This is a genomic window from Psychroflexus maritimus (genome assembly GCF_011089875.1).
Taxonomy (GTDB): Bacteria; Bacteroidota; Bacteroidia; order Flavobacteriales; family Flavobacteriaceae; genus Psychroflexus; species Psychroflexus maritimus.
On record NZ_JAANAS010000061.1, the window covers coordinates 143,630 to 149,830 of the forward strand.

Genomic DNA, 6,201 nt, shown 5'->3' on the forward strand with positions numbered 1-6,201 from the left:
ACTATTCTTTTTCTATAATTTGTTTAATTCGTTCAATTTGATTTGCAAATAAACCACTTTTTTCGGGATTATTCAAAATTAATATGTTATAAGCTTGAATTGCTTTGTCATATCTGTTCTGTTCTTCATAAACTTTAGCTAGAGTTTCTGTCATTAACTGGCTTGAAGGCTGGGTTTTAGGGTTTATTTTTTTTATTTTATTCATTTCCTTCTTAGCATCAATTTTTGGGTTATTGGCTAAGAAATTATCAATCAGATTAAACTTTTTACGGTGCTCTTCAGTTTCTTTAAGGTTAGTTTTAGGTGATTTTCTTTTAATGGGCTTCATTTTGGTTATTTTTAGCCATTCATTAAAAGAAAGTTTGTCTGTTTGATCAAAGTTTAAATTTTCTTTCTTGTTGCTTAAGTTTTCAACTTTAGGTTTTTCAAATAAATCTGGGGAAGTTATTTTTTCGGCTGTGGCTAAGTCCATGAAATGATCATCTTCACTTTCATTAGATTCGTTACTTATTTTTTTTACTTGCTTAGCTACTTCAATTTGTTCAAATTCTTCTTCAGTAATAAAATCAAATAAGATTTCTCGATCTGAAGTATGTGCCGCTACTTTTTTTAGATTTAGGTTATAAAGTGGATGATTATTGGCATAGAGTAACTTTAGATAAACACAGCTTAAAGATTGAAAATAAGGATACTTTTCAAGCACCTGTTGAATTTCGTTAGTCTTGTTCCGATTTATGTTTTTCGGATTTTCAAGAAGTTCTAAAAGGCTTGTTTTGTCCATTACCAATTTGCTAAGGAGGCATTGAAAATATCCTGGGTTAAACGTGTAAATATTTCGTCAATAGCTTCATCTCTTACTGCGCCAACAAGTTGTGCATCAGCGGGATAATCAAAATAGAATGAAAACTTTCTTTCAAAGTCTTTATCGGGTTCTAAAGTGTTTACATAACGCACATTTACGGCTACAGTTAAGCGGTTTTCTGCAGCTCTACTGTCGCTTGTTGCGGTCATAGGGGCGATATAATAATCAACAATTTCACCTTCATAAATTAAATCGGCATTTTTACTTTGTAAATTTAATTTAGTTTGTTCCTGAATTAAATCTTGTAATTGCAAAGTGAAATCACGGTCTATTCCTGGTTCTACAAGAGGTGCATTGTTTTGGAAAAAGTTAACCTGATAGGTTTCGGCATTCCCTACATCAGCGCCTGTAAATGAATAGTATTTGCAACTAACTAATGACTGACAAACCATTATTAAAACTAATATTCTTAATATACTTTTCATTTATAATGTTCTTAATCCTAATTAATTAGACAAATTTAAGATATTTGTTTTATCTCGCAAAGTTGATAAGACCGCAAAACACTTCATTTAAAGTTTATAATTCCTAACTACTAAACTTCATCTTCTTTCTTTGTACTTCGTACTTAATTTTATTTTTCACGCAAAGCCGCAAAGCTGCAAAGTTTCATAGTATTTTCAACCCTAAACATCATCTTCGTTCTTTGTACTTCCTTCTTTGTACTTCGTACTTAATTCTATTTTTCACGCAAAGCCGTAAAGTAGCAAAGAATTCTTATCATCTCAACATTTAAAATTCATAATTAAAAATTCAAAATTAATAGCCAATTACTTTAAATCGTATTGTTTAATTTTTCTGTACAATGTTCGTTCACTAATTCCTAGTTCGTCTGCGGCAGGTTTTCTTTTTCCGTTATGTCGTTCAAGCGATTTTCTAATTAATTCAACTTCCTTGTCTTGTAATGACAAAGTTTCTTCTTCTTCAATCTCCTCAGCAAAATCATATTGCTCATCAATGTCAGTCATATCAGAATAGGTTTCTTTTTTTTGAGGATTTTTTTCAGGAATTTGCAAAATTTCTAACTGGTCGTCAAAATCGTTATAATTTTGGGTAGATTCTTCGGTTTCTCCGTAGATTTTTTTAATTAGTTGTTCATTTTCATCTTTCACTTTTTTGGCATTGCCTTCTTGCATCAATTCTAAAGTAAGCTTTTTTAAGTCGTTTAAATCATTTTTCATATCAAACAACACCTTATAAAGAATTTCTCGTTCATTGCTAAAATCACTTTCTCTTTTTTCTTTGTTATCAATTACAGAGGGCAAGGAGGAGACTTTGGGCAAATATTCAATAACGGTATCTTTGTTCACTTCTCGTTCTTTTTCAAGGACAGAAATTTGCTCGGCTACATTTTTTAGTTGTCTTATATTTCCGGGCCATCTAGAATTTTCTAGCGCAAAAACGGCATTATCGGTTAACCTAAGCGTTGGCATGTTATATTTTCTTGCAAAATCTGAGGCAAATTTTCTAAATAATAAATGTATATCCTCTTTCCTTTCTCTAAGCGGAGGTAAACTTATTTCAATAGTGCTTAGACGGTAATATAAATCTTCTCTAAACTTATCTTTTTTGATAGCTTCAAGCAAGTTCACATTTGTGGCTGCAACTATCCTAACATTGGTTTTTTGCACTTGAGAAGAACCTACTTTTATAAATTCTCCGTTTTCCAACACCCGTAATAACCTTACTTGGGTAGTTAAGGGCAGCTCGCCAACTTCATCTAAAAAAATAGTTCCGCCATCAGCTTCTTTAAAATAACCATCGCGGGCTTGAGATGCGCCTGTAAAAGCACCCTTTTCATGACCAAATAATTCGCTGTCAATAGTTCCTTCAGGAATAGCTCCACAGTTAACGGCAATGTATTTAGCATGTTTTCTATGAGAAAGTGAATGTATGATTTTAGGTAAACTTTCTTTACCAACACCACTTTCACCAGTAACTAAAACTGAAATATCTGTGGCGGCTACCCGAATACATTTTTCTAAGGCCCGATTAAGGCCAGGCGAATTTCCTATAATTTCAAAACGCTGTTTAATTGATTGTACAGACTCCATAGCTATTCATTAGAAATTCATAGGCGAGTATTCTACGGCAGTACCAAACAAAGTTGCACTTGTGCAATCTTCAATTTTTACCATTACATAATCGCCAACCTTATAATTTTCTTTTGGAAAAATAACCATGGTGTTTTGCGAATTTCTTCCTGCCCAATGCACATCACTTCGTTTAGAAGATTTTTCAATCAAGACTTCAACGGTTTTTCCTACCTGATTTTGTGTACGTTGCAGAGCATGTTTTTGTTGTAATTCAATAATTTCAGTAAGTCTTCGTTTTTTTACTTTTTCAGGTACATCATCTTCAAATTTTCTTCCTGCCATTGTTCCAGGGCGTTCAGAATAAGCAAACATAAAACCAAAATCATATTTTACATACTCCATTAAACTTAAAGTATCTTGGTGGTCATCTTCGGTTTCTGTAGGAAAACCAGCAATCATATCGTGAGAAATAGCACAATCAGGAATTAGTTTTTTGATGTTATCAATCATTTCAAAATATTCTTCACGGGTGTGTAAACGATTCATTTTTTTTAAAATTCGGTTACTACCACTTTGTACCGGCAAGTGAATATAATTGCAAATATTAGGATGTTTCGCCATGGTTTCAATGACATCCATGGTCATGTCTTGCGGATTAGAAGTAGAAAATCGAATGCGCATTTTTGGTTGAGCTACCGCTACCAGGTCTAATAAGTGCGCAAAATTAACTGCCGTAGCTTGAGCCATTTTAGAAGCTTTTTCAAAATCTTTTTTCAAGCCGCCTCCATACCACAAATACGAATCTACATTTTGCCCGAGCAGGGTAATTTCTTTAAAACCTTGTTCCCAAAGCTCATTTACTTCCTGTATAATGCTCTGTGGGTCACGGCTACGCTCTCTTCCGCGTGTAAACGGAACCACACAAAAGGTACACATATTATCACAACCTCTAGTAATAGAAACAAAAGCAGAAACCCCGTTAGATTGCAGTCTAACTGGAGCAATATCACCATAAGTTTCTTCCTTAGAAAGAATCACATTTACCGCATTTCTTCCTTCTTCTACCTCGTTAATTAAATTTGGTAAATCTTTATACGCATCTGGACCAACAACTAGGTCAACAATTTTTTCTTCTTCTAAAAATTTTTCTTTTAAACGTTCTGCCATACAGCCTAAAACACCAACTTTCATTCCTGGATTTTGTTGCTTTACCGCATTGTATTTCTCTAAACGTTTACGCACTGTTTGCTCAGCTTTTTCTCTAATTGAGCATGTATTTACAAGCACCAAATCAGCATCTTCAAGCATATTAGTGGTGTTATAACCTTCCTTTGCTAGAATAGAAGCTACAATTTCACTATCGCTAAAATTCATTTGGCAACCATAACTTTCAATAAAAAGCTTTTTACTATTACCTGCTTTGGCTTCCTTTATCAATGCCGTTCCCTGAACTTTTTCATCAATTACCTTCTCCATAAAATTCAAAAAATTTAGTGCAAAGATACATTGTTTCAAAAAAGTGACAAAGTGTCAGCGCACATATCTCTTACTTCTTTAATTTAATTATTTTGAAGCCAAGAACCTGCTTTCCGTTTCAATACCAGTCATTATTTGAAATTACTGGAAGAGAAAACGATGATTTTTTTCTTTATGTGAATTAGAAAAATCAAGCATAGCCTTAGCTATGGTTTCTTTTTATAATGAAACAGAAAGGGAAAAAGGGCGTTTTATTACGGTAATTTTAATTGATAAATGGTATAAGTCCGCAATACAAAGCTAAGTTTTTTAGGCATTTTCAAGAGCTTCCTGCCGGTCGCTTTTCAAAAGCAAAAAACCAAAAGCTTTCTATTTTACGGGCTCATATCTTTGTATTTTTAAACAGTTAAATCATTAAAGCTAGGGTAGCAAATTGTTTGCGGGCTAGTTACAATCATTGATTGATAATGCTGATAAAGGCAAATCTATCCTAGTCTTTTTCTTAAAGATTCAATAGTACCTAAATACTATAATTTAGTTATAGATATTGTATTACATGAGCAAAGTCTTAGAGAAAAATTTTAATGATTATTACGCAAAAAATACTTTTATTATGAATTTAAAATTTTCAGTAGGTCTTGATGTGTCAAGTAAAAAAGTAGATGCTTGTATAAGCACGATAGACTGTAATCAAAGCGTGAAGGTTAAGTCTTCTTGTAGTGTTTCTAATTCAAAAGCAGGCTTTTTAAAGCTAGTAAAATGGATTGATAAATGGACAAAAAAAGAGTCTATTCCAATAGTTGTTAGCTTAGAAGCTACTGGTGTTTATCACGAAGAACTTGCTTATTATCTAGATGATGCAGGGTATAGAGTTTCTATTATTTTACCAAACAAAGCAAAAAAGTATTTACAATCTATTGGCTTAAAAAGTAAGAATGATAAAATAGACGCTAAAGGTTTGGCACAAATGGGGGCAGAACAAAATTTATCTCAATGGATTAGACCTAAAGATGTTTTTGTAAGCCTAAGGTCTTTAACACGACAGTATCAATCCATTCAGGAATCGATTACGGTAGAAAAGAATAAGCTACATGCAGAAGAACAATCAGCTTTATCAAACAAGCATGTGATTAAGCAAATGAAAAGCCATATACGTTTCTTAGAAAAGCAAAAAACAAAGACAGAAATTGCTATCGAAGAAGTCATAAAAAGTGATGAGGAGCTAAAATTAAAAGTAGAGAATATTTGCACAGTTAGAGGATTATCAATACTTTCTGTAGCTACTGTTATAGCAGAAACAAATGGATTTAATCTGTTTAAAAATTACAAGCAACTAGTGAGTTATTCTGGGTATGATGTTGTAGAAAATCAATCAGGTTCTCATAAAGGCAAGACAAAAATATCGAAAAAGGGAAACTCAAGGATTAGACGAATTTTACACATGCCATCGTTAATAGCAATAGGTTCAGAAGGGACAGTTTTTAAGAACCTTTACCTTAGAGTTTATGAAAGAACAGGCATCAAAATGAAAGGTATTGTCGCTGTTCAAAAAAAATTATTGTTAACAATTTATTACTTGTGGAAAAAAAACGAACCCTTTGATATTAATTATCAAAATAAAGGAAATAAAAATATCCAAGAGGAGGAGAAGGAGCTTTCCTCTCGGTACGCCTCTGAAAGAGGCGAAAAAAATAGCCAAACAAAAAGTTTGGCTATACAAGGTAAACATCCAGTGAGTGATCAAAGTATGCTTCCTCTCGGTAAAATCAAAGATAAAAAAATTATGGTTGAAAATTAAAAAAATGTTTGGATTTAAAGATAGTACCT

At 32.8% G+C, this 6,201-nt stretch carries 5 protein-coding genes; 1 reads left to right on the plus strand and 4 read right to left on the minus strand.

From position 1 onward, the window contains the following. Nucleotide 1 precedes the first annotated feature (1 nt). The 4 genes from G7034_RS08935 to miaB all read right to left on the minus strand — a co-directional run bounded on the left by G7034_RS08935 (nucleotide 2) and on the right by miaB (nucleotide 4,374). The gene (locus G7034_RS08935) at nucleotides 2-781 is read right to left on the minus strand and encodes a hypothetical protein (RefSeq protein ID WP_166400624.1); all 780 of its coding nucleotides are present in this window, start codon (nucleotides 779-781) and stop codon (nucleotides 2-4) included. Continuing rightward, nucleotides 781-1,287, minus strand: a complete 507-nt coding sequence (locus tag G7034_RS08940; RefSeq protein ID WP_166400625.1) for an LptE family protein — start codon at nucleotides 1,285-1,287, stop codon at nucleotides 781-783. The genes G7034_RS08935 and G7034_RS08940 overlap by 1 nt, the downstream gene beginning before the upstream one ends. 345 nt (nucleotides 1,288-1,632) lie before the next feature. After that, nucleotides 1,633-2,916, minus strand: coding sequence for a sigma 54-interacting transcriptional regulator (locus G7034_RS08945; RefSeq protein WP_166400626.1), 1,284 nt, complete (start codon nucleotides 2,914-2,916; stop codon nucleotides 1,633-1,635). A gap of 9 nt (nucleotides 2,917-2,925) precedes the next feature. Then, a complete protein-coding gene (gene miaB, locus G7034_RS08950) occupies nucleotides 2,926-4,374 on the minus strand; it encodes a tRNA (N6-isopentenyl adenosine(37)-C2)-methylthiotransferase MiaB (RefSeq protein ID WP_166400627.1) in 1,449 nt (482 codons plus the stop codon). A 613-nt stretch (nucleotides 4,375-4,987) separates the two neighbouring features. Here miaB and G7034_RS08955 point away from each other — a divergent pair. Then, a complete protein-coding gene (locus G7034_RS08955; protein ID WP_166399234.1) occupies nucleotides 4,988-6,172 on the plus strand; it encodes an IS110 family transposase in 1,185 nt (394 codons plus the stop codon). The last annotated feature ends 29 nt before the right edge of the window (nucleotides 6,173-6,201 follow it).

What these genes read in the sequence shown, in the direction of transcription:
- G7034_RS08935 (WP_166400624.1), bottom strand. Translation starts at nt 781, where the DNA reads ATGGACAAAACAAGCCTTTTAGAACTTCTTGAAAATCCGAAAAACATA.
- G7034_RS08940 (WP_166400625.1), bottom strand. Translation starts at nt 1,287, where the DNA reads ATGAAAAGTATATTAAGAATATTAGTTTTAATAATGGTTTGTCAGTCA.
- G7034_RS08945 (WP_166400626.1), bottom strand. Translation starts at nt 2,916, where the DNA reads ATGGAGTCTGTACAATCAATTAAACAGCGTTTTGAAATTATAGGAAAT.
- miaB (WP_166400627.1), bottom strand. Translation starts at nt 4,374, where the DNA reads ATGGAGAAGGTAATTGATGAAAAAGTTCAGGGAACGGCATTGATAAAG.
- G7034_RS08955 (WP_166399234.1), top strand. Translation starts at nt 4,988, where the DNA reads ATGAATTTAAAATTTTCAGTAGGTCTTGATGTGTCAAGTAAAAAAGTA.